The organism is Pseudomonas sp. GM21 (genome assembly GCF_000282215.1).
Taxonomy (GTDB): Bacteria; Pseudomonadota; Gammaproteobacteria; order Pseudomonadales; family Pseudomonadaceae; genus Aquipseudomonas.
Genome location: NZ_AKJS01000072.1, coordinates 40,936 through 61,792 on the forward strand (window position 1 = coordinate 40,936; position 20,857 = coordinate 61,792).

The window sequence follows — 20,857 nt, forward strand, 5'->3', positions numbered from 1 at the left end:
AACCAACCACCTGGCCGTCCGGAGGGACCCATGTCCGAGCAAGTGCTGTTGCAAGACCTTGAAGACGGCGTTCTGACGCTGACCTTCAACCGACCCGAGCGTTTGAATGCCTTCAATCCACCGTTGATGCGCGCGTTTACCGAAGCGGTTGGCCAGGCGAACAAAAACCCCGAAGCCCGGGTCATCGTCATCCGCGGCGCCGGGCGTGGTTTCTGTGCCGGTGGTGATTTGGCCGGCAAGCCGAAAAAAGATCCATCCGACCAGTCTGAACCGAAGCCGGAAAAGCCAAAGGCACCCGATAGCCTGGCCACTCGTATCGACTGGTTGCGCGGCAACATGGACGCCACTCGCCAATTGTTCGAAATGCCCAAGCCGACCATCGCCATGATCCGCGGCGCCACCGTTTCGGTCGGTATGGCCATCGCAGCGGCGTGCGACTTTCGGGTTGTTTCCGACAACGCCAGTTTCATGACCGGCTTCGCCAAGGCCGGATTGTCCGGTGACTATGGTGTCAGTTATTTCCTCACCCGCCTGTTGGGTACCGCCAAGACCCGCGAATTAATGCTGCTGGGGGAGCGCTTCGACGCCGCCGAAGCCCTGCGAATCGGCTATGCCTCGCGGCTGGTGAGCGATGCAGAGCTGGAAGACAACACCTATGCCCTGGCGCGGCAACTCGCCTCGGGCTCCTCGATCGTCCAACGCTACATCAAGCAGAACCTCAATGCTGCGATGGAGATGTCATTGCCGGCATCCCTGGACCTGGAGGCGACCCTTAACGTCCTCAGCGCCCAAACCAACGACCACAAAGAAGCTGTGCGCGCTTTCATCGAGCGCCGCGACCCGGTTTTCAGCGGTAGCTGAACCTCACTCGACTACGCGAAGAACAGACGGAGATATCATGTCCGAGCAGACCCTGACCGAAGATTTCAAGAAAGCCACCGCCTACGAACTGACTGACCACGATATCGAGCGCGCCAAGCTGATGCTGCACGTCGACCTCGCCAGTCGCGACCAGGAACAGATCGGTACCGCCTCGATCGACAACATTCGCTCGTTCGCTTATTCCTGCGGCAGCGACAACCCGCTGTTCTGCAACCCCGAGCATGCTGCCAGCAGCCGTTGGGGCTCGGTGATCGCGCCATCAATGATGGCGGGTGTGATCAACCGGCCAATGCTCGGAGACCCGTTGCCCGAAGAGCTCAAGGCAGCGACCAAGAGCCTGTTCCGCGGCATTCACATGTTCATCTCCGGTGGCGAGTGGACCTTCTACCGCCCAATCTTCCCGGGCGACACACTCTATAGCTTCGGTGGCGAGGATGGCCTGGAGGTCAAGCAGTCGGAGTTCGCCGGCCGTTCGGTCACGCGTTTCAACAGTCAGGTCAAGGTGAACCAGCGTGGCGAGGTCGTTTCGGTCTATCGCTACCGGGCAATCCTTACCGAACGCAAGAAGGCCCGTGAAACCGGCAAGTACAAGGACATCCAGCCAGCCACCTACACCGAAGAAGACCTGGCGCACATCGATGAAGTCTATTCGGCCGAACGCTCGCGCGGTGCCGAACCCCTGTATTTCGAAGACCTGGAAATTGGCAGCGCACTGCCGGGTGGTGCCAGTGGTCCACTGACCGTCACCGACGTGGTCAACTTTCACGGTGGCGGCTATGGCTGGGTCCCTTATGGTCTACGCAGCGGCCGGATGTGGAACAACAACCGCAAGCGCATTGCCCCTTTCTACGTCAAGAATGCCTACGGCATCCCGGACGTTGCACAGCGCCTGCACTGGGACAGCGAGTGGGCCCAGGCGATCGGCAACCCGATGGCGTACGACTATGGCGTCATGCGCGAGAACTACCTGTTCCGCTACCTCACCGACTGGGTCGGCGACAACGGCTGGGTCTTCAAGCAGTACGACGAAATCCGCAAGTTCAACTACATGGGCGACACCCAGTTCATCAGCGGTGAAGTGGTCGGCAAGCGTGTGGAGAACGGCCTCAACCTGGTAGACGTCAAGGTGAAGATGACCAACCAGCGCGGTGAAGAAACGGTGTTGTGCGATGCCGTGGTTGCCCTCCCAAGCCGTGATGGTGCCCTGGTGCTGCCACCTGTACCCCTCGAACTGCAAACCCGCGCCTCGAAGATGATGGCACGGCACTGGGAGCTGCTGGCCGGGAAGCGCAAGCCATGAGCAGCAACGGCTTTCTCGACACCCCCGAACTGCTCGCCTTCCGTGCGCAAGTCGAGGCGTTCCTGGCAGCTCACTGGCAACCCGTGAAGGGACCGGAACGCGCTGCCAATGAGCGGGCCTTTCGACTGCTGGCCACCGAGCACGGCTATCTGTATCGCAACGTGCCAAAAGCCTACGGCGGTTCGGAGCAACCGGCCGATATCCTGAAGGCGCAAATTATTCAGGAGGTTTTCAACCGCGTCCGGGCACCGATGGAAGTGCCTGGCGTTGGCTACGGCATGCTGGTACCCACTTTGCTGGGGTGTGGCGAGGAATGGCAAAAGCGCCAGTTCGTCCCACCTACGCTCAGTGGTGAGATCCGCTGGGCCCAGGGTTACAGTGAACCGAACTCGGGTTCAGACCTGGCCTCGATCCGCACCAAGGCGCGCCTGGAAGGTGATGAATGGGTCATTGATGGCCAGAAAATCTGGAGCTCCGGCGCGGACAAGGCTCACTACCTGTTCATGCTGGCGCGCACCGAGCCTGAGGCCTCCAAACACGCTGGCATCTCCTATCTGCTGGTTGACCTGCGGCAGCCTGGCGTAACCATCCGCCCGTTGCGGCAGATCAACGGCAGCGAAGAATTCAGCGAAATCTTCTTTGATGGTGCCCGCACTCCGGCCAATTGGATCGTAGGCCAGCGCGGCGAAGGCTGGAAAGTCTCCAAGACCACGCTGTCAGCCGAACGCGCCGGTTTCATCGGCGCCGCCGAAGGGTCGGTGACCTTGCATCGCAAGTTGGTGGAGCTGGCCGGCCGTTGCCAGTACAACGGTCGCCCGGCCATCGAGGAACCTCGCACCCAGGACCGCCTGATTGTTCTGGAAGGCATGGTCAGCGCCCATTACCACAATATGCAGCGCCAGTTCGCCCAACGCCTGGCCGGACAGGATGCCGGTAGCGTGGCGTTGATGAACAAACTGATCGTTACCCGCATCGCCGCAGAAGTGGCCGACATCGCCCGAGATGTTCTCGGCGACGATTTCATGCTCTCGCCATTTGGCCGTGAAGCCGAAGCAGGGCCGGAAAAATGGCTCAACCAGTACCTGGGCTCGCTGGGCATTGCCATTGCCGGCGGCACTTCCAATATTCAACGCAATGTCATCGCCGAACGCGGTCTGGGTTTGCCCCGCGATCCGGCGATGGCATCTTGAAGGCGAAACAGCCATGAACTACCTGCTCAATGATGACCAGACGGCTTTCGTCGATACCGCCCGCAAGTTCCTCGCCGAACACGCCGAGCCCTTGTTTTTGCACCGCATCGCCGATCGCCATGGCGACTGGCAGCAGGACCTCGCTGACCTCTGGCAAGCGTTTGCCGAACTGGGGTTCGCCAGTCTGTTGATCGCCGAAGACGATGGCGGCATCGGACTTTCGCTGCTCGACGCCGCGTTGATCAACGAAGTGATCGGTGCGAGCGCAGCGCCGCTGCCGTTCATTGCCCATCAGCTCTGCTGCCTAGCCATTGACCAAGCCGGCAGTGCCGAACAGAAAGCCCGCTGGCTGCCGCTCCTGGCCAGTGGTGAACTGGTCGGTAGTGTCGCCCTGCTGGGCCGACCAGGCTGCTACCAGCCCGATAGCTGGCAGGCGGAAGCAGGCGGTGAACAGACCCTGACACTGGGCAATCTGGAGGTTTCCGGTAGTCAATTGCCGACGCTGATCGTGACCGGCCTGGCCGGTGGCGGTCTGGGCCTGATCGATCCACAGGCACCAAGCTTGGTAAGGCAGGACAAACCCTGCGTCGACCCCATCGGATTTCTTGCCGACTTCCAGGTCAATGAACGTGATATCCAGCCGCTTGCGGCAGGCAACACCTGCAGCCAGGCGCTGGTTGATGCTGGCCTGACCCTGCAAGCCGCACAGGCGACTGGTGGTATCGGCAAATGCGTAGAGCTGTCAGCCGAATATGCCAAGATACGCGAACAGTTCGGTGTGCCGATCGGCCAGTTCCAGGCCGTAAAGCACCAAATAGCTGAAATTGCCCTGGACGGCGAACCCAACCGCCCTCTGGTCTGGCACGCAGCCCAGTGTGTCGCTTCCAGCGCACCTGGCGCCAGCCGTCACGCCGCACTGGCCAAAGCCCATCTGGCCGATGCCTACTTACGCGTAGCGCGCAAGACCATCGAGTTGCATGGCGGTTTTGGCTATACCTGGGAGGCTGACCTGCACCTGTATCTCAAGCGCGCCATGTTCCTTTCGGCGCATCTTGGTAGTCCCCTGAGCCTGCGCCAGAACCTGGCAGGCAACCGTTGATCCGTATTGAAAATCAGAATCGGCGGCCAATCGCACGCCAACGAAGTCTTTGACAGGAGAGTTACCATGCGCCCATTCGTATTCAGCTGCGACGCCCACATCGTCGAACCAGCAGACCTGTTCACCGCTAACCTGCCTGATCATTTGCAGCAATGGGCACCCAATGTGGCGATCGACGGTGAGAAAAAACTGCGCCTGAACCGCCTTGGCGAAGTGACGCAATTCAAGATCCCGCTCGGCTTCCATAGCCACAAAGTCGGAGAGTCGGACGACCTCGTCGACATCCGTCGCCTGGGCACCCGAGAACTCAAAGCGCGCTTCGCCGACATGGAGCGTGATGGCGTCGATGCTGAACTGGTATTCCCCAGCCTTGGTCTGTTGATCTCCCGCATCACCGATGCCGAAGCCTCCCGCGAATGCGCTCGTCTCTACAACGACTGGGCCTGGGGCTACGTCGAGGGTGTGCGCTCCAAACTGGTGCCAGCAGCGGTCATCCCTCTTGTGAACCTTGAAGACGGTATTGCGGAACTCAAACGCATCATCGCCATCGGCTTTCGAGCGGTAATGATGCCAACCGTCAACTTCGACTCGATCCAGGCCTTCAACGATCCAGCGTGGGACGAGTTCTTCGCTCTGTGTGGCGAGGCAGGCATTCCATTGGCTTTCCACACCGGCGTGGGCAACGTCAACCTGCGCGCTCTGCGCGGACCTGGTGGCGCACTGTTCAACTATTCGCGGCAAATGAACGACGCCGTTGACGTGATCAGCGCCTTGGTGGGCGGTGGCGTTCTGGACCGCAATCCCAATGCCCACATTCTGTTCGTTGAGGCCGGTGCCGGATGGTTGTTGGGCCTGGCTGAGCGGATGGATGAAGTGTACGTAGGTCATGCGCCGTCGATTCATCCCAAACTGGCGCGCATGCCCGGTCAGATCGTCCGCGATCAGGTGCACTGCTCGTTCCAGAACGACCTGGGCTGCCTGCTGACGGCCAAAGGGTTAACCATCGAGAACTTCCTGTTCGCCACCGATTACCCACACAGCGAGGGCACCTTCCCTTACTCGCGCGAGTTGGTAGAAGGCATGTTCGAACACGTGCCGCACTTCACCGATGCCGACAAGGCTGCGGTACTGGGCATCAATGCCGCGAAGATGTTCGGTATCGACCCTAAAACCGTGCACGAAGAAACCGCACGGGCACTCTCGGCCTGAGCCTTGAACACATGGGGTGTGCGCATCGCACCCCATGACGAACGTGTCGACTAACACTATTTGCGGGCCTCAGGAACTTCCAAAGTGAAGAACGTTGCCCAACAACTATTATAATAATATAGTTGATTAAGAGCAGTCTCCAACAATAACAACACTACGAATCATCGAGGATGAAGCATGGCCTACGCAGCTTCCACCGACCCGACGCTGCCCCTGGCGGGCATGCGTGTTGTCGAACTGGCCGACGGCAAGACAGATACGGCCGGGCGTTTGCTGGCTGATCTGGGCGCCGAGGTCATCCTGGTCGAGCCGCCAGAAGGCATCGCCAGCCGTCACATTGCCCCGATGTTCGAGGGCACCAGCCTGTACTTCGCGACCCATCATGCCAACAAGCGCAGCCTGGTGCTGGACCTGCATGCCGACGCCGACAAGGCAGCCTTCATTCATCTACTGTCCAGCACCGATCTGTTGCTGGACGCAAGCGGCCCCGGCGCTCTGGCTCAACTCGGCCTGGGGGCAGATGAGTTGCGCAACCGCTATCCTGGCCTGGTCGTGCTGTCGATCAGCGATTTTGGTCTTACCGGCCCCTACAGCGACTATCACGCCAGCCACGCCGTGCACGCGGCGCTTGGCGGTGTGCTTTGCCGCTCCGGAAAGCCCGGGCATACTCCGCTGCTGCCACCGGGCAAACTGTGCTGGGAATCAGCAGCCGTTCAGGCTACCTGGGCCGCCTTGCTCGGCCAATGGCAGCGCCTCAAGACCGGATGCGGCGACCACCTGGATTTCTCCATTCACGAAGCGATCGCCCAGGTGATGGACCCAGGCCTTGGTGTCACCGGCAGCGCCCAGGCCGGCAAGTCAGCGCTGGATTCCACCAGCCATGGCCGGCCAGAGGCCGTGCCGTTGTACCCGATCATCGCCTGCAAAGATGGTTTCGTACGTATTTGCGCACTCAACCCTCGGCAATGGGAAGGCCTGCGCGACTGGCTGGGACCCAACCATGACTTTCATGACCCGCAATACCTCAGCCTCGTCAAGCGCAGGTCCAAAAGTACTGAGATCAACGCCCTGACCGGCGAGTTGTTCGCCCGTCATACCGCTGCTGAACTTTTGCTCACAGGTCAGCAACACGGCGTGCCGATCGCAATCGTTGCCGAGCCTTCTCAGGTTCTCGAGGACGAGCACTTCCAGGCTCGCGGCGCCTTCGTGCCGCTGCAACTGAGCGAGGGCGTTCGCGGTCAAGTGCCGTCCGGTTACCTGGAGCTTGATGGCCTACGCGCCGGTATCCGTCATACAGCACCGACGCTGGGCGCCGATACCGAGGCGCTGCTGGGCGAGTCGGACAAAGCCGATAAACATGCCGGCAGTCGCGAGCATGCGTTCATGCGTCGCCCGCTCGAGGGCGTGCGAGTCCTTGACCTGGGCGTGATTGTCGCTGGCGCCGAAGCCGGTCGACTGATGGCCGATCAGGGGGCAGAAGTCGTCAAGATCGAGAACAAGGCCTTCCCGGACGGTGGTCGTCAATCCAGCACCGGCACCCCCATGACCCCTTCGATCGCCCTGGGCCACCGCAACAAGCGCAGCCTGGGCATCAACTTGCGCAGCGAAACCGGCCGCGACCTGTTCAAGCAGCTAGTGGCCAAGGCCGATGTGGTGTTGTCGAATTTCAAACCCGGCACCCTGGACTCGCTGGGCCTGGGTTACGACGTACTCAAGCAAATCAACCCCGGCATCGTCGTTCTCGACAGCAGCGCCATGGGCAATACCGGGCCGCAAAGCCGCACGCCCGGTTACGGGCCGCTGGTGCGCGCCTCCACCGGCTTGACCTCATTGTGGCGTTACCCGGACATGCCGGAGTTCTTCGGCGATGGCGTGACCATCTTCCCTGACCATACGGCCGGGCGGATTGCGGTAATCGGTGTTCTGGCGCTGCTCCTGCGCCGTGAGCGTACGGGTCTGGGGGGGACTGTCAGCGTGTCCCAGGCCGAGATTTTCCTCAACAGTGCCAGTGAACAGTTCTTGCTTGAGTCCCTGCAACCGGGTTCGTTCAAGGCCCAGGGTAACCACTCGTCATGGCAAGTACCGGACGGGGTATTCGCCTGCGCCGGAGACGATCAATGGTGCGCGGTTTCAGTCCGTGACGACGACGATTGGCAGCGCTTGCTCACTGCCATGGAGCGCCAGGACCTGGCCGGCGACAGCAGCCTTGCGACAACACAAGGACGCCTGGCCCGCCGCGAACAAGTCAATGCCCTGGTAGCGGCGTGGACGGCGCAGCGCAGCCCGCAGGCGGTCACCCAAGCGCTACAGTCGGGCGGCGTGCCGGCGGGCTTCATGCAGCGCTTGAGCGACTACCGCAGCGACCCGCACTTCGCCGCTCGCCACTTCATACGTGAGTTGGTGCAACCTGGCTGGCCCGATCCGCTGCCTACTGAAAACCGTATTGTCCATTCGCTGCATATGCCCGAACCGCCTCTGGAGCCAGCGCCTTTGCAGGCTGAGAACACCCGCGAGCTGGCGGCCAGCCTGCTTGGGCTGGCACCCGGTGACATTGACGCATTGATCAACGACGGGCACCTGGAAGACGTTGCCGCCACGCCTGCCAAGGCATGACCTATAAGGATCCGAACATGAGCAACTCTTTGATTAACGATTCGACTCCGGTACTGATTGGCGTCGGCCAGTATTCTGAACGTCTGGACGATGCCGGCTACCGTCAGCTTTCGCCTACCGACCTTACGGCCGAAGCTGCAAAAGCCGCCTGTGCCGATGCACAGGGCGCGGTTGAACTGGCCAGTCGCATCGACGCCATTTACGCCATTCGTACCGTCGCCGATTCAGCGCCCGCGCCAATGCGTCACTTGCGCGCACCGTTCGGCAGCCCCAACAACGTACCGGCGGCAGTGGCCAAACGGCTGGGCGCCACTCCAGGTGTACAGGTCTACTCCCCGGCGTGCGGCGATGAGCCGCAAAAACTGGTGGGCGAGATCTGCGAGCGCCTGCATGCCGGTGAGCTGCGCCTGGCGCTGTTGTGCGGCGCCGAAGCGGCCTCGACACAACGCGCCGCCCAGGCCGCCAAACAGACCTTGGACTGGGCCGAGGAATACCCAAGCGAGCTGGATGATCGTCATTGGAACGTGGGCGCCATGCGCACCAAGCACATGAACGACCAGAACATGCTGATGCCGACCACGGTCTACCCGCTGCTCGAGCAAGCCCGCCGCAAGCGCCTGGGGCTGTCTCGCGAAGACTATGCACTGGAAATGGGTCGTCTGATGGCGCCGTTCAGTGACGTGGCGCAGGCCAACCCCCATGCCAGCAGCCAGAAACAATGGAGTGCGCAAGCGATCGCCACGATCAGTGCCGAAAACCGCCTGATTGGTGACCCGCATCCAATCTCGGTGGTCGCCCGCGACCAGGTCAACCAGGGCGCCGCGGTGCTGTTGACCACCGTAGGCATGGCACGGGAACTCGGCGTACCGGAACACAAGTGGGTCTACTTGCACGGCTACAGCGCCCTGGACGAACGTTCGGTGCTCGAACGTGAAGATCTGGGCAGCTCGCCGGCCATGGCCCTGGCCTATGAGCAGGCGTTGCAGGAAGCCGGTGTCGGTATCGACGCGATCCGTTACATGGACATTTACAGTTGCTTCCCGATCGCCGTCTTCAGCGCCATCGATGCCCTGGGTCTCAAGGCCAATGACCCGCGTGGCCTGACCTTGACTGGCGGTCTGCCGTTCTTTGGCGGGCCGGGCAACAATTACTCGATGCACGCCTTGGCTGAAGTGGTCCAGCGCCTGCGCGCCGACCCAGGCTCGCTGGGCCTGGTCGGTGCCAATGGCGGGTTCCTGTCCACCCATGCGGTGGGTGTTTACTCCACGACACCAAAACCTTTCAAAACCTGTGACAGCCGTGCACAACAGGCGCGCATCGACGCCCTGCCCGCCCCTGCACTCAACCTGTCGCCAACGGGCTGGGGCAGCGTCGAAAGCTATACCGTGCTGCATGACAAACAAGGGCCCAAGGAAGTCATCGTCATTGGCCGACTTGACCGTACAGGCGAACGCTTCGTCGCCAACAGCGTGGCCGAAGATGCCGAGGCACTCCAGGCGTTTAGCGGTCAGGACGGCCTGGACCTGAAGATCTGCGTGCGTCTTGTGCAAGGCGCCAACCGCTTCGCCATGAGCCAGAATTCCCTCGATCGCCTGGTGCCGCCGGCCCCCACGCACCTGCTCGATGAGTATGAGTTCATCAAAGTCGAGCGCCGCGGGCCGATTCTCGAGGTGATGATCAACCGGCCTGAGGTCAACAACTCATTGACCCCCGAAGGCAACGACGAACTGGACCAGATCTTCAATGCTTTCGAAGCTGACAATAGCTTGTGGGTTGCGATTATCTCCGGCGCCGGCACCCGCGCCTTCTGCACCGGCAATGACCTCAAGGCGAGCTCCACCGGCCGGCGCATGTGGATGCCGCGCAATGGCTTCGGCGGCCTGACGGCGCGCCTCAATCGCGAGAAACCGATCATTTGCGCGGTGAACGGATTTGCCATGGGCGGCGGTTTCGAAATTGCCCTGGCCAGCGACCTTATTGTCGCCGACAGTGCCGCCCAATTCGCCCTCAGCGAAGTGCGTGTTGGCCTGCTGGCCGGTGCCGGGGGCCTGCAGCGCCTGACCCGCCAGATCCCTTACAAGCTGGCGATGGAGTTGATCCTTACCGGCCGCCGCGTCGGTGCAGAGGAAGGCCAGCGGCTGGGCTTTATCAATCGAGTGGTCCCCGAGGGCACGGCCCTGCAGGCGGCCCGGGAACTGGCAGAGACGCTGCTGGAGTGCTCGCCCAATAGTATCCGGTTGAGCAAGCAACTGCTCAACGAACAGGATTTCTACGCCAGCGAAACCGAGGCGGTGCGCGTTCCGTACAAGGCCATTGATAAAGTGGTCAACAGTGAAGACCGTATCGAGGGCACCATGGCGTTTATGCAGAAGCGCAAACCGGTCTGGAAGAACCGCTAGCACCGGACCTTTCACGGGCAAGCCGCAATGCCCGCCCCCATTTTGCCAGTTGTGGGGGCGGGTTGTGCCCGCGAATGAGAGTTGTGGTGACTAATTCAACGCCGATGTTCCTCAGGAGAACATTCATGCCTCATACGCCCTTATTGGCGGGTGCACCTAATTTTCGTGACATGGGCGGCACTGTTACCAGAGATGGGCGGTCAATCCGCCATGGCCTGGTGTTTCGATCAGAGGGCCTTTCGCAATTAACCGAAAATGACCTTGAAGTGGCTCAAACGCTGGGTATTCGCCTGGTTTGTGATCTTCGCAGCAAGCATGAATGCGACCGCAGCCCCTCCCGCTGGCCTTTGAACAAGGGCACTGAGTTGCTGCATCTGGACATCTCGGCCGACGTCCGCGCAGGGGAGGAATCGATGATAAAACTGCTGGTGGACACGCCAACCAGGCAAGTGGCAACACGTGCGATGGTTTCTATCTACCGGCAATTTCCTTACGCTTTCTCTGGCAAGTTACGAGCACTTTTCGACCGTTTATTGACAGATGATGGCGTGCCAATGGTGTTCCACTGCACTGCTGGCAAGGATCGAACCGGGTTCGTGTCTGCCATTTTGCTCAGTGCGTTAGGGGTCGATCGTGAAGCTATCCTCGAAGACTACCTCAAGAGTGGCATGTACTGGGATGGCGTGCGCGGCGAGGTTTCACTGAAACGTTCGCTTCAAGCATTTTTCGCAGGTGTGCCGCCAGATGACGTCATCCACCCCATGATGGCAGTTGACGCCGCCTACCTGGATGCTGCGCTCGATGAAGTGAAGGAAAACTTCGGCTCTGTGGAAAATTATCTGCATACCTGTGCAGGGCTGGATGAACATGCTGTCGGCAAACTTCGCGAGCGGTTATTGGCTTAAGGCAATCCTGAAAAGACGTCCAGGGGAATGCACTGCCAGGCACTTACACCGCGCCCCTCGCCTTCCAGTAACCCTGCTCCAACTCCAGCAGCAGTTGCGCCACTGTTGGCACATGCTCGATCAACTCAACACTGTGGCCACCGCTCCAGACCATTTTCCAGGGTTTGATCGACGCGGGGATGTTGGCGCGACCATCGACGAGCGCCGGCAGGCACGCCGGATCCAGACCATTGTGGCGGATCGAGGGCGCCAGGAAGTTCGCCGGGATGCCGCAGATCGCATCCGTCCAGAGCACATCGGCACTGCCTGCCTCGGTCAGCATCTGTTTATGCCCTGAATCGACACCGGATTCGACCGTGGCGATGAAGCGTGTACCCATGCACACCATATCGGCGCCCAGAGTTTGCGCGGCAGCGATGCCGGCACCGTCGGCCACGCCACCGGCCAACTGAATGATACCGTCGAACATCTGCCGCACCTTGGGCACAAAAGCGAAGGGCGACAACAGGCCGCCCAGACCGCCGGCTCCGGCACAGACCAGCATCATTCCATCGACGCCGGCGGCGATGGCACGTTCGGCCTGTTCCACCGTCGTGGCGTCGTGGATCACCAGACCGCCCCAGTCATGGACCTGCTTGACCAACTCGCTGGGGTTGCCGGCGTTGCTGGTGATCACTGGCAGTTGGGCCTTGCGGCACACGGCGATTTCTTCAGCAAGCACCGCTTGAGGCTTGGCCCGCGAGACATTGATATTGACCGCGAATGGCGCGATGGCCTCACCCCGCTCACGCCCCTGGCGCTGCACGGTCTGCAACTCGTCAACCCACAGCGCCAGGCCGCCCTCGCGCGCAGCGTTATGGGTGGGAAAGCAACCCATGATGCCTGCCTGGATCGCCGCACTGACTAACGCGCGGCTCGAAGCGATTGACATCGGCGCGGCCATCAAGGGCAGTCGCAGGCTGCGCAACAGTTCAATCTTGTTCATGACTCATGGCCTCTGTGCTACAGGAAGCGACCGTGAGCCGCAGAATTTATCATTCGTATGATATACACTTTTTTACGTTGTTCGAAGGTAATCAACGGATCAGGGCGCGCCGGCGGTCAAGAAAATCGGACGACATTTCGAGAAGACGACGGCCAGCACAATCATACACATCATTAACACATAAAATACTTGCTGACGTTCAGTAAACAAAATAAGCTCTGCTCATCCACACCATCACATGACTGATCAGAGAAGGGGATCGCACCTTGAGCAAACTTACGACCGAACGCGTTCTGAATGTTCATCACTGGAATGACAACCTGTTCAGCTTCCGTACTACACGGGATCCAGGACTGCGCTTCAGCAATGGCCAGTTCGTCATGCTCGGTCTTGAGGACGGTGGCCGTCCGTTGATTCGCGCCTACAGTGTCGCCAGCCCGAACTACGAAGAGCACCTCGAATTCTTCAGCATCAAGGTACCCGACGGTCCACTGACGTCGAAACTGCAGCACCTCAAACCTGGCGATCCCATTGTTGTCAGCAAGAAGCCAACGGGCTCATTGATCCTCGACGACCTGCTGCCAGGCAAACACCTTTATCTGCTGTCTACTGGCACCGGTCTGGCGCCCTTCATCAGCGTGATCCAGGATCCGCAAACCTATGAGCGATTCGAAAAGGTCGTACTGGTCCATGGCGTGCGCTACGTCTCCGAGCTCGCGTATGCCGACTTCATCGATAAGGTCTTGCCCGATAACGAGTTTTTCGGCGAAAAAGTCCGCGAAAGCCTGCTCTATTATCCGACAGTCACCCGTGAAAACTTCCGCAACCAGGGTCGCCTGACCGACCTGATCAGAAGCGGCAAGCTATTCAGTGACCTTGACCTCCCCCCTGCTGATCCGTCCACAGACCGTTTCATGATCTGCGGCAGCCCGGCAATGCTCACAGACAGTTGCAACCTGCTCAACGAACTGGGTTTTGTCGTTTCCCGCACATTGGTGCACCTGGCGACTATGTGATCGAGCGTGCCTTTGTCGACCAATGACTGCTGACAGCGTGGAGTACTGATTTTGACTTTCGTCGTTACCGATAACTGCATCCAATGCAAATACACCGACTGTGTAGAAGTATGTCCTGTCGATTGTTTTTACGAAGGGCCGAACATGCTGGTCATTCATCCAGACGAATGCATTGATTGCGCACTTTGCGAACCAGAGTGCCCGGCCGCTGCCATTGTTGCCGCAGACGATCTGATGGAAGAAAACGCCCATTTCCTTGAACTGAATGCCGAACTGGCGCAGCTCTGGCCAAACATCAGTACGCAAAAGGCCGCGCTCGAAGATGCAGCCATCTGGGATGGGAAGAAAGGCAAGCTCAAACAGTTAGAGCGTTAAGCAGCGCTATTTTTTTCGGAATGATACTTGCTGCGATTCAGCAAGTATCATAAGGGTTGAGCGTCCAACTACCCGCCAGGAACCAGAAACATGCCGACTGCTATCAAGAACAGCCGTAGCCAGGAAGAACGCAACGCCATTGCCAAGGCAAAACTGTGTGAGGCCGCACTGGAGCTATTCGCGTTGCGTGGTTATGACAGCACGAGTCTCGCCGATATCGGCGTACGCGCAGGTTACAGCCGTAGCCTTGCGCAGTATCACTTCGCAAATAAAACCCAACTTGGGGAATTGCTACTTGAAGACATGGGCAACCGCGACTTGCAAGCCCATGTACTGAAACTGCCCGACGATGCCGATGGCCAACTGGCGTGGCAGCAGCTGGAATGTCATCTGGACGAGAGCTGGCAAAACTACCGCTCGATGCTCGATGGCAGCGATTCCAACCTGGCTGCGCGCGGCGAAATGATTCTCTGCGTCACCGCCATTTTTTCCTCCGATTCAGCTCTACGGGAAAAACTCAAGGCCGTTTCCCAGGTTCTCATTCAGCGAGTCAGGCATGCATTGCAACTGTGTATACGCGACGGGGTGATACGAGCTGATGTCGACGCCAGCAGTGTTGCCACTTTTTATACCTCAAGCATTTGGGGCCTGGTAAACACACTCTTTGCCGAACCCGATAGCAAGGAACACCTCAATGAGGCTGTGCAGACCCTCAAGAACTTTATGAATACCTTGCGCCAGCATAGCCCAGCCCCACCAGGACAATCTCATGAAAAGCGTGAATTATAAGATCGAGGTTCTCACCGAAAATTGCACGGGCTGTTACCTGTGCGAGCACATCTGTCCGACGGGGGCCATTGTGATGGAGGGCCCCAAGTCGGCAGCGCTGGCGGTGGTCAACAACGACAAATGTGTAGCCTGCTTTCGCTGCGTGGATGTCTGCGATGACGACGCACTGCTTGCCCCGGAGCGGGAATCCCCGCTGGTGTTTGGCACCGATCCAAAATCTGCTCCTGAAGCCGACGTCGTTGATCTTTGCCATCGCGCAGAAATCGACCCAGACAAAATGGTTTGCCCGTGCAGCATGACCGGCGCCCGTGAAGTTGCTGCGGCAATTCTAAATGGTGCGCACACCATGGCCGATGTTGCGCTTGCCACCGGCGTGCAGTCCGGCTGCTTGATGTACTGCTTCGCCCCAACCCACCGGTTGCTGAAGACGTTTCTGGGCGTTGCTCCAATGCCGCATTCAAAAAACCAGTTCTACGACACCTCCTATGTCCCTTCTGACATATCGCCCGAGGTGGCAAGCCGTTATCCGCAATTCTACATTGCAGAAGAAACTCAAACCCTGGCTGCCGAAGCGGCCGCCCAAAAAGTCGTGCCGGTCTAACGGTTCGAAGGAGGATTCGTCATGAACGTTCAGAGCACCTCATTCGATCCGGTGATTGAACCACCAGTGGTCATGGCTTCGATCTACGGTCCGAAAGGCCCGCCCACTCAGCGTGCCAAAGATATTGCCGGGCTTGTGTCATTGAAGGTCCGCGAGTTGTTTCCGGATATTCCCGAGGCGATCTATCACGGCGGCGAAGACGTCAGCGCCATCCGTGCGGCCACTGAAGCGGTGTTGGCGGATATCGACATGTCGATGATTCAGCCCAAGGACAGCGTCAATATTCTATGTTCTGAACATGGCTTCGGCATTCTCGGCGGGTTTGCCTATGCAGAGATGATCAAGACCGTACGTGATGTCGTTGAACAGCGCACCGGCTGTGAGAGCCTGCGCTTGGTGGTTATCGCCTGGTTGGGCTTCAAGGAAGCTGAAGAAATCATCGAGTTTTATGGTTTCCGCGAAGCGTTCAAAGGCAACAACATGGTACGCGGAGCTACGCCATTTGATCGCGGTATCGCCATCGAAACCGAGGTCGGTACGCTTTATGGACTGGCCAAGGTCTATAACGCCAAATGGATCATCCATACCCACTACGACGACCCGCGGGAAATCTATGCCCACCGAGTCATTGACCGCGTCAGCAAGCCGTTCGGTATGTCTTATGCGCGCTTTGAAACGCGATCTATTTTCCACATGAATTTCGGTGCCCGCAGCGGCAACTTCATTTCTCGAGCGATTGCCGACTCTGCATTTGTCAAAGAGAAACTGGCGTTCTCTGTAGACATGTGCAGTTCTCCGGATGGTATCACCGGGTTTGACGCCGATAATGACCTGCGCAAATTGGGCGATCGCGTGTCCTGCAACATTCTCAGTTCGTACGGAAAAATGCTGGAGCTGCTCAAACGCATAGACGAATGCATCGTTGTACTCGATGGCGGTAAATGGCCTTACTACGTACACGCGGGCGGCATGATTTTCGGCCAGTTGTTTTACGCCAACAAAGATTGGTACGACCTCGAAAACGATGTATCGCCCACTATTCGTACACTGATGCGCTCTGCACTGAACCGCAATATCAAAGCTGTGGTGCTCAATCAGTCATTAATAGGGCTTTCCATTGCCACGCTTCCGATGGTTTACCCCACCATCGTGGCGAGCGAAGACATGGCAGAAACCATGCGTCGTGACATGGCAAACCCAACCTTCATGGATAATGCTGCCACTGCCTCAAATCTTACCGAAGCCATCGAGTGGGCCAAGCAGAAAGGCGGTACCGACAAAATCATCTTCTTTGATGGTACCTACGGCAGCATCAACCTCAGTCCTTCAATGGCCCAGATGCTGATGGAAAAAGCCCGTGAAGTTGATCCCGTGGTGGCAGAGCGCTTACCACGTTGGCTAAAGCAGCGCGGTATCGATCCGGAACTCCTGGGTGCGGGTGGCCACGCATGATCGAATTTGATCTGCTGAAGAAAAACGAGCTGAAGTTCCGCCCAATTACCCTGGAAGGTGCGGATCTGAACTTGATTGCTGCAGCCGTTGCAGAGGTCATGCAGCTCGAATTGTCCGAAGTCCTGGTGACGGACTATCTGGACAATGTCATGACTCTGGACATTCTGCGCAGCACGATTTATCCGCACCAGATACTTGCCAAAAAGGCGCCGCTATTAGCAGCGCTTGCGAGTGTTCCAGGCGTCCATATTACTGAACAAACTGGTGTATTTTCCGAGGGCATGCTCGGATGGATTGCCGCCAATGCGGACGATGCAGCTGAGGCGCTTGAAAATGCCGAGATCATGACTGCAAGTATTCGCGAACGGCTGAGTAAGCGCGCCATGATTTTCTCCACCGGCGCAGAAGTGCTCAAGGGCGAAATTAAAGACACCAACAGCATCACCATTGCCGAGGCCCTGCGTGAACAGGGGTATACAGTCCAGTTCGGCGGCACGCTGCGTGATGACCAGGAGCTGATTGCAGGCTCCCTGCGCAAAGCAGTTTTCGAGGGTTACTCCCTGTTGATTACCACCGGTGGCGTAGGCGCAGAGAGTAAAGACTGCACCGTCGAAGCAGTACTTGATCTCGATACTCATGCCGCTACTCCCTATATCTGCACGTTCACCAAAGGCCATGGCCGGCATGTGAAGGATGGCGTGCGGATCGCGGTGGGTGAATTCGATGACGCACTGATAATTTCGCTGCCCGGCCCCAATGATGAAGTACGCAGCAGCATGCCGCTGGTGATGGAAGGGTTGAGCCTGCGACCGAGCAAGCAACAGTTCGCAGAGAAACTGGCCGCCAATCTCCGTGACCAGCTACGGAAAAAAATGCAACACCACGCGCACTGACATCGCTACCGAAAACTCATTCCAGGCACACAAGAACAATAAGGTGAGAATGCCAATGCCCAAGATCGTTCGTATGGTTGTCGAGGTGATCGAAGACCTGTGTACAGGCTGCAACCTCTGCTCGAGAGTTTGCCCTACGGCAGCGTTCACCCTGCGTGATCGCTTGCCCAGTGAGGCCGGCACCAGCCGCATGATAGTCGAGCTGGATCACTCCGCCTGCTACAACGCACAACGCTGCCTTGAGGTATGCCCGCACGAAGCGTTGCTGATGAAGGAGCTCGACGAGCCCTTCCTGGTAGGCGCCGACATCCACGCTGCAGATCAGGCAGCGATCGAGGCACTTTGTGCAAAAACAGGAATCCCCTCTGCAGCTCCGGTATGCCCTTGTACAGGTACCACCATGGGTGAGCTGGCCGCTGCTATTTTGCAGGGCGCCAACACACCGGAAAAACTCTCGCTGGCTACCGGCGTCAGAACAGGCTGCTCGGAACTGTGTATGCATCCGGTGCTGGTCATTCTCGCCGCAGCAGGACATGCCGACGCGCCCAAGTACCCCAAAGGCTACCAATGGTATGCCGCGGCTCCAAGCCTGTTTCAGCACGTCGGTGCTGACGGCAAGCTGCCTCAAGCCTTGAAGGATAAATACCCCGAATACCGACTGGATGAAGAGATTGCCGATCTCGGTCGCTTGCGTGCACTCAGTGCTATTCAGATACCTGCCAATGATGAAGCGGGAGAGAGCAAATGACGCAACAATTGACGCCTTCCTTAGCCGAAAAATTGCTACCCGGCGAGCTGTTCACGACATGGAATGGTCGTACTCCAGCAACCACTATTGCCATGCGTGCTGCCGATTTACCTGGCATGCAGGCCTTGCCAATTCGCGAGTTGGTGCCGTGGTTGCCAGAGCCCCTGTGGTCAGCCGACCCTGCTTATGGAAAAACTGATCTTGAGCTCATCCGCAAAGCCGCACGCGAGCGGGTGCAGGCCATGGATTGGTCGAAGATCAAAGCCCGCAGCCGTGTGAATGTACTTGCCAACCCCCACGGTTTTTTCATGGCTGGTGAGTCTTACGTGGTGATGCTGGAAGAAATCGTCGCGCATATTCAGCAAACCCGAAATGCGCGAGTAAAACTCTGTATCGCAGAATCCATGGGGCACATTGAGAACGCTGACTGGGTCAAAACCTACAACCTCGAAGAGCGCTTCGAAAAAGTTGTCGAAGTACCCCAATGCGGTGCAGGCATTGAAGTCGATACGCAGCTCGGCAAGTTCTGGCTGATGCAGCCGCTGTTCAATGCGGACTTTTTTGTCCACACCCACATCACCGAAATGCGTGAAGCTTACATTCACAGGATGCGCGATCGTCTGGTGAAACCTTTCGGTATGTCCTACGTACGCCTGGAAACACGCTCGGCCTACCACTTCGGATACGGTCCACGCACCGGGCAATTGATTTCCCGCCTGATCTTCGACAGCGATTTCATTCAACAGCGCTATGCCGGCAGCGTTGTCCTGGACATGACTCCCGAGGGCGTCATCGGTGTTGAGGGCGACTTCGATCTACTGGCATTGGACCGGCGTATCACAGAGCGTACGTTGCGCAATTACGGCGTTGTATTTGGCCTGCTGTCGGAAATAGATGAGTGCGTTGCAATCCTCGATAGCCAGTACCCAAGTATCTACACCTACAGCGGTGGCGTGATCCTTAATAGCCTGTACTACGCCGATGTCGACTATTTTGACCTGGATAATCTGGCGGCCTACAACGGACCGGAGGCTGCAACCCGTGAGTCGGGCCTGGTATATGGCCGTAACAAGGCCATCAAGGCACTGGTGGTCAATTACATGACCGGCGGCCTGCCACAAACGCCGACCCTGCAGAAACAGCCCTCCTACGTTGTCGGCAAAGACATGTACAGCTGGGTAGTCAATGACCCCTCCAATACCTATGCAGAAGATTGCATCACCTACAGCCCGGATCTTCCCAGTGCAGTAGCCGCCGCGTGCGCGCAGGCCGGCACCGACAAAGTGTTTGCATTCGACAACACCCAAGGGGCGTTCCGGGTTTCCGAGTCCCTGGCGAAGCTATTGCTGGAGCGAGCGCCAAAGGTTCGCGATGAAGTGTTGAACCACCGCCTGCCCAAGTGGCTCGCACAGCGCCGGCCGGTGATATAGGGAGAGATACATGACTGACGTACAACTGCTGGACAAGACCGAACTCTGGGTACGTGGCGTCACCGTCCGAGATGCCGACCTACCTTCGTTGGCTCGCGCCATGGCCCTGGCGCTATCGCTGCCTGCCGACAAGATTTTTGTTACCGATGTAGGTGCCGAACATGTGTGCTTCGACGTGCTGCTGCCCAGCTTGAAACTGGAGGACTTTACCGGCAAGCAAGCGCAGATTCTTGAGCTGTTCCGGCATATTCCAGGGATCACAGTCGCTGCCGATGCCGCGATTCACTCCGAGGGCATCCTTGGCCTGATCGGTGCACCCAGCGATCAGGTGAGCACCATTCTCAGTGAAGCTGTTCGGATGGAAACGGCAGTGAAGGACTACTCAGCCAAACGCGTTGCCGTGGTATCAACCGGAGCCGAACTGGTAGATGGGCGCGTTCACGATACCAATTACGAAGCCGTGGCCGAGATTCTGGGTGCGGCCGGCTATGAGGTGAAACACGCCGGTACCGTGAGCGACGACCTGCAAGCCATTGCGGGCCGGGTTTCGCGAATTTCCGGTGAAGGTTTTGGTTTGATTATCACTACCGGTGGTGTCGGGGCCGAGGCCAAAGATAAAACCATCGAAGCTCTGACCCTGCTGGACCCTGATATTGCAACTGCACCGCTTGCCCACTTTCAGGTTGGCCACGGTCGACATGTAAAAAACGCTATCCGCATCGGTATTGCTCAAGTCGGCTATAGCCGTGTCGTCGCCCTGCCCGGCCCAACCCATGAGGTGCGCCTGGCACTGCCGATTCTGCGTGACGGCTTGAACACTGGCGGGGACAACGCTGAAGTCAACAACGCGCAATTGATAGAACGTATCGCTGTGGCACTGCGTGCCGTACTTCCCCAAAGCACGCACCAACACAGTTCTGCTCACGGCTTCGTACGTTCGACCGATCCCGGTCAGGCAGGAGCTTGAACCC

Annotated in this window: 17 protein-coding genes and 1 pseudogene; 17 read left to right on the top strand and 1 reads right to left on the bottom strand. The window is 58.5% G+C overall.

What is annotated here, in order from left to right; all coding sequences use genetic code 11:
• Positions 1-30 precede the first annotated feature (30 nt).
• From PMI22_RS18385 to PMI22_RS18350, 8 genes are all read left to right on the top strand, one after another.
• Complete coding sequence (locus tag PMI22_RS18385) at positions 31-861, top strand: enoyl-CoA hydratase (RefSeq protein ID WP_007944998.1); 831 nt, start codon at positions 31-33, stop codon at positions 859-861.
• Positions 862-898: 37 nt separating this feature from the next.
• Positions 899-2,182 carry a MaoC family dehydratase gene (locus PMI22_RS18380; RefSeq protein ID WP_007944999.1) on the top strand — a complete coding sequence of 428 codons (1,284 nt, stop codon included), beginning with the start codon at positions 899-901 and terminating at the stop codon, positions 2,180-2,182.
• Complete coding sequence (locus PMI22_RS18375) at positions 2,179-3,372, top strand: acyl-CoA dehydrogenase family protein (RefSeq protein WP_007945000.1); 1,194 nt, start codon at positions 2,179-2,181, stop codon at positions 3,370-3,372. The genes PMI22_RS18380 and PMI22_RS18375 overlap by 4 nt, the downstream gene beginning before the upstream one ends.
• A 13-nt stretch (positions 3,373-3,385) precedes the next feature.
• Complete coding sequence (locus PMI22_RS18370) at positions 3,386-4,471, top strand: acyl-CoA dehydrogenase family protein (RefSeq protein WP_007945001.1); 1,086 nt, start codon at positions 3,386-3,388, stop codon at positions 4,469-4,471.
• Between the two features lie 66 nt (positions 4,472-4,537).
• Positions 4,538-5,680 carry an amidohydrolase family protein gene (locus tag PMI22_RS18365; protein ID WP_007945002.1) on the top strand — a complete coding sequence of 381 codons (1,143 nt, stop codon included), beginning with the start codon at positions 4,538-4,540 and terminating at the stop codon, positions 5,678-5,680.
• Positions 5,681-5,857: 177 nt separating this feature from the next.
• Positions 5,858-8,293: a CaiB/BaiF CoA transferase family protein gene (locus PMI22_RS18360; protein WP_007945003.1), complete on the top strand. Its 2,436-nt coding sequence runs from the start codon at positions 5,858-5,860 to the stop codon at positions 8,291-8,293.
• A gap of 17 nt (positions 8,294-8,310) precedes the next feature.
• A complete protein-coding gene (locus PMI22_RS18355) occupies positions 8,311-10,692 on the top strand; it encodes an enoyl-CoA hydratase-related protein (RefSeq protein WP_007945004.1) in 2,382 nt (793 codons plus the stop codon).
• A 125-nt stretch (positions 10,693-10,817) separates the two neighbouring features.
• The gene (locus tag PMI22_RS18350; protein ID WP_007945005.1) at positions 10,818-11,597 is read left to right on the top strand and encodes a tyrosine-protein phosphatase; all 780 of its coding nucleotides are present in this window, start codon (positions 10,818-10,820) and stop codon (positions 11,595-11,597) included.
• A 43-nt stretch (positions 11,598-11,640) separates the two neighbouring features.
• On the opposite strand, the gene PMI22_RS18345 is transcribed toward PMI22_RS18350, so the two are convergent.
• Complete coding sequence (locus PMI22_RS18345) at positions 11,641-12,582, bottom strand: NAD(P)H-dependent flavin oxidoreductase (protein WP_007945006.1); 942 nt, start codon at positions 12,580-12,582, stop codon at positions 11,641-11,643.
• Positions 12,583-12,848: 266 nt separating this feature from the next.
• Here PMI22_RS18345 and PMI22_RS18340 point away from each other — a divergent pair.
• The 9 genes and pseudogenes from PMI22_RS18340 (at position 12,849) to PMI22_RS18315 (ending at position 20,853) form a co-directional block, all read left to right on the top strand.
• A pseudogene (locus PMI22_RS18340) lies at positions 12,849-13,624 on the top strand (ferredoxin--NADP reductase).
• A gap of 25 nt (positions 13,625-13,649) precedes the next feature.
• Positions 13,650-13,973 (top strand): ferredoxin FdxA, encoded by a 324-nt coding sequence (fdxA, locus tag PMI22_RS0129330; RefSeq protein WP_033049108.1) that lies wholly within the window; start codon positions 13,650-13,652, stop codon positions 13,971-13,973.
• 90 nt (positions 13,974-14,063) lie between these two features.
• Positions 14,064-14,762: a TetR/AcrR family transcriptional regulator gene (locus PMI22_RS29945; RefSeq protein ID WP_007945009.1), complete on the top strand. Its 699-nt coding sequence runs from the start codon at positions 14,064-14,066 to the stop codon at positions 14,760-14,762.
• Entirely contained in the window at positions 14,743-15,363 is a 621-nt protein-coding gene (locus PMI22_RS0129340; RefSeq protein ID WP_007945010.1) for a 4Fe-4S dicluster domain-containing protein, read from the top strand. Before PMI22_RS29945 ends, PMI22_RS0129340 begins: the two co-directional genes overlap by 20 nt.
• Positions 15,364-15,384: 21 nt before the next feature.
• Positions 15,385-16,815 carry a hypothetical protein gene (locus PMI22_RS18335; RefSeq protein ID WP_007945011.1) on the top strand — a complete coding sequence of 477 codons (1,431 nt, stop codon included), beginning with the start codon at positions 15,385-15,387 and terminating at the stop codon, positions 16,813-16,815.
• Entirely contained in the window at positions 16,812-17,708 is an 897-nt protein-coding gene (locus PMI22_RS18330) for a molybdopterin-binding protein (protein ID WP_007945012.1), read from the top strand. The genes PMI22_RS18335 and PMI22_RS18330 overlap by 4 nt, the downstream gene beginning before the upstream one ends.
• Before the next feature lie 55 nt (positions 17,709-17,763).
• On the top strand, positions 17,764-18,456 hold the full coding sequence (locus PMI22_RS18325; RefSeq protein ID WP_007945013.1) for a 4Fe-4S dicluster domain-containing protein: 693 nt from the start codon (positions 17,764-17,766) through the stop codon (positions 18,454-18,456).
• Entirely contained in the window at positions 18,453-19,886 is a 1,434-nt protein-coding gene (locus tag PMI22_RS18320) for a hypothetical protein (protein ID WP_007945015.1), read from the top strand. The genes PMI22_RS18325 and PMI22_RS18320 overlap by 4 nt, the downstream gene beginning before the upstream one ends.
• Positions 19,887-19,896: 10 nt before the next feature.
• Positions 19,897-20,853 (top strand): molybdopterin-binding protein, encoded by a 957-nt coding sequence (locus PMI22_RS18315; RefSeq protein WP_007945016.1) that lies wholly within the window; start codon positions 19,897-19,899, stop codon positions 20,851-20,853.
• Positions 20,854-20,857: the final 4 nt, after the last annotated feature.

Coding starts and splice junctions, on each gene's coding strand:
- PMI22_RS18385 (WP_007944998.1), top strand. CDS start 31: ATGTCCGAGCAAGTGCTGTTGCAAGACCTTGAAGACGGCGTTCTGACG.
- PMI22_RS18380 (WP_007944999.1), top strand. CDS start 899: ATGTCCGAGCAGACCCTGACCGAAGATTTCAAGAAAGCCACCGCCTAC.
- PMI22_RS18375 (WP_007945000.1), top strand. CDS start 2,179: ATGAGCAGCAACGGCTTTCTCGACACCCCCGAACTGCTCGCCTTCCGT.
- PMI22_RS18370 (WP_007945001.1), top strand. CDS start 3,386: ATGAACTACCTGCTCAATGATGACCAGACGGCTTTCGTCGATACCGCC.
- PMI22_RS18365 (WP_007945002.1), top strand. CDS start 4,538: ATGCGCCCATTCGTATTCAGCTGCGACGCCCACATCGTCGAACCAGCA.
- PMI22_RS18360 (WP_007945003.1), top strand. CDS start 5,858: ATGGCCTACGCAGCTTCCACCGACCCGACGCTGCCCCTGGCGGGCATG.
- PMI22_RS18355 (WP_007945004.1), top strand. CDS start 8,311: ATGAGCAACTCTTTGATTAACGATTCGACTCCGGTACTGATTGGCGTC.
- PMI22_RS18350 (WP_007945005.1), top strand. CDS start 10,818: ATGCCTCATACGCCCTTATTGGCGGGTGCACCTAATTTTCGTGACATG.
- PMI22_RS18345 (WP_007945006.1), bottom strand. CDS start 12,582: ATGAACAAGATTGAACTGTTGCGCAGCCTGCGACTGCCCTTGATGGCC.
- PMI22_RS29945 (WP_007945009.1), top strand. CDS start 14,064: ATGCCGACTGCTATCAAGAACAGCCGTAGCCAGGAAGAACGCAACGCC.
- PMI22_RS0129340 (WP_007945010.1), top strand. CDS start 14,743: ATGAAAAGCGTGAATTATAAGATCGAGGTTCTCACCGAAAATTGCACG.
- PMI22_RS18335 (WP_007945011.1), top strand. CDS start 15,385: ATGAACGTTCAGAGCACCTCATTCGATCCGGTGATTGAACCACCAGTG.
- PMI22_RS18330 (WP_007945012.1), top strand. CDS start 16,812: ATGATCGAATTTGATCTGCTGAAGAAAAACGAGCTGAAGTTCCGCCCA.
- PMI22_RS18325 (WP_007945013.1), top strand. CDS start 17,764: ATGCCCAAGATCGTTCGTATGGTTGTCGAGGTGATCGAAGACCTGTGT.
- PMI22_RS18320 (WP_007945015.1), top strand. CDS start 18,453: ATGACGCAACAATTGACGCCTTCCTTAGCCGAAAAATTGCTACCCGGC.
- PMI22_RS18315 (WP_007945016.1), top strand. CDS start 19,897: ATGACTGACGTACAACTGCTGGACAAGACCGAACTCTGGGTACGTGGC.